Here is a 2,314-nt window from a genome sequence, read left to right as displayed (position 1 = left end):
TTACTTCCTCTTTCAAAGCTTCTAGTATCGCTTTATCTTGTCTTCTTACACTCGGATATTTTTCCTTATATTTAGCATTTGCAAGAGTTTCGACTTTTTTATCGAACTCCCCCTTTAAAATGCTTTTAATTAGTCTATTAACCGTACTTAAATTCACACCTTGACTGTAACGTTCTTCGTTCTCTACTACTCCATCGACATGGTTGATAGTGTGGTCATAGACAGTTTCTTCTACTTCTTTTGAAGGGTCTGTATTATCTTTTTTAATCGCCTTAACCACGACACGATAACTTCCTTTTGTAAATGAATTTTCGTGATGAAAATCTGAGATGTAACCTGTCACGAAGTCTAGGTTTAAAGTACTTCCATATTTACTCGAAAAAGCTTCGAAGCGTTTCTCAATCCCATTAAATCCTTCTACATTAGGAGAATGAACTGAAATATCATCCCTATCTTTTACAGGTAGACTATTGAGCGCCTTCTTATTCTCCGAATTATTTTCTGTCGCTATTTTAAACTCAGAGCCATCTTGTGCTTTATCAGTTCTATTAGCAATCGTACGTCCTTTAGCAAGCATCAACATGTACTTAAATCTGTAGTCTAACGCTTGTTCATGAAGCCAGATTCGGTCAAGAGCATCAGAATCAAGCATTCCACCTTGTTCTATGATTGGTTTTCCTTCAGAAGTATAACCCGTCACACGCCAACCTGTGAAATACCCCCATTCATTTTTCTTACCAATGGCGAATGTACCTCCACCAATTGGTTTCCATCCTCCGAATTCATTGTATTTTTTTAATACTTCAGGTAAAAGACTTTCTTTTTCAAGTCTATCAAAAGCATTATGCACGACTTTTAATTCGTCTTTTGTCAGATTTTCTTTTTCCATTAATACAGGATTTAAGAGGTATTCTTTAATTTTGTCAGGATTCAACTTTAATTTATCAGCTAATTCTTGTGTTAGTCCTAAGCTTTTTAACTTATCCACCGTAAGATTTTCTTTTTCAAGTTTTTCAAAAGCTTCTGTAAGTTTATTGTTTATTTTTTTATTTTCTTCTTCCTCTAGAATTAATTGTTTTACTAATTGAGGGTTTAAGACAAGTTCTTTAATTTTTTCAGGAGTTAAGTTTAATTTTTTAATAAGCTCCTCTTTCATTCCCAATTTTTTTAAGATTTCTGGGTTTAAAGTTTCCTTATCAAATTTTTCAAAAATGGCGTTCAACTCTTTATTTTCTTCAGGTGTTAGTTTTAACTCTTTGATCAATTCAGGATTTGCTAATAATTCTTTAATTCTTTCAGGATTTAGATTTAATCGATTCGCAAGTTCATCTTTTAAACCTAATTCCTTTAATTTTTCTGAAGTAAAACTTTCTTTTTCAACTTTTTCGAAAATCAAACTTAATGCTATATTTTCTTTTTCATTTAAAATATATTCTTTAATAAGTTCAGGTTTAATTGCAATTTCCTTAATTCTTTCAGGCGTTAAGTTTAATTTTTTAATCAAACTAGGTTCTACACCTAATTGTTCTAATTTTTCAGGTGTTAACCCCAATTTATTGATTTTTTCAAGGGTTAAACCCAATTCACGAATTTCACCTGATTTTAACCCTATTTTATCACCGATAGCATCCATATTTTTTAAGTAATTTAACTCATTATTTTGGAAATCATCTGGTAAACTATCTAACACCTTATATAAACCTTTAGCCGTGGTTCCTTCTTTTGGTTCTTTATATACTCTATTTGCATCAGCATCTTCAGCATTGGTATTTTCTTTCAGAGAAGGACTATCTTTTTCAAATGATTCTCCCTTATGTTGACGTCTTTCTTCTTCTTCTTTTCTTTCTTTTTCTTCAATTTCTTCGTCTAGTGGTTTGCCAGGTTCAGTTGGTTGTTCTGCTGCTGGTTTATCTGAATTTGTTCCTAAAGGTTGTTCTGCTACTGGTTGTGCAGGCGTTGTTGGCTGAGTTACTTCAGAATTCGTCGGTTCTCCAGTCGATGGAATTGCTACTTCAGTATTTTTCTCTACAACTTCTCCTGCATTAGCTATCCCAGCACCAAAAAATATACTAGCACCAATGACAACCGAAGCTGCCCCTACTTTAAACTTTTTAATAGAGTAACTTTCAACTTTTACTCCACTTCTTGTATCTCTTAAATATTTATTATTTTTCCCTATCACTTTTGTTTCTCCTTCCTTACATTTCTTAAATAAAACCAATCCGAGATTATAGGTATTTATAATAAGTTTATGTAAAACTATTATATTCTAGCTCTTTATTGTACTCTCTGAACTTAAAATACACTTTAAATT

At 32.1% G+C, this 2,314-nt stretch carries 1 protein-coding gene; it reads right to left on the bottom strand.

Annotated features, from left to right (window positions below; translation table 11 throughout):
* Positions 1–2,182: YSIRK-type signal peptide-containing protein (locus tag JX287_RS07385; RefSeq protein ID WP_204644257.1), on the bottom strand; the 2,182-nt coding region annotated here is incomplete at its 3' end.
* Positions 2,183–2,314 lie beyond the last annotated feature (132 nt).

The organism is Gemella haemolysans (genome assembly GCF_901873445.1).
GTDB lineage: Bacteria > Bacillota > Bacilli > Staphylococcales > Gemellaceae > Gemella > Gemella haemolysans_C.
The sequence above is the reverse complement of the archived record's forward strand: the minus strand, read 5'-3'. Positions and strand labels throughout refer to the sequence as shown.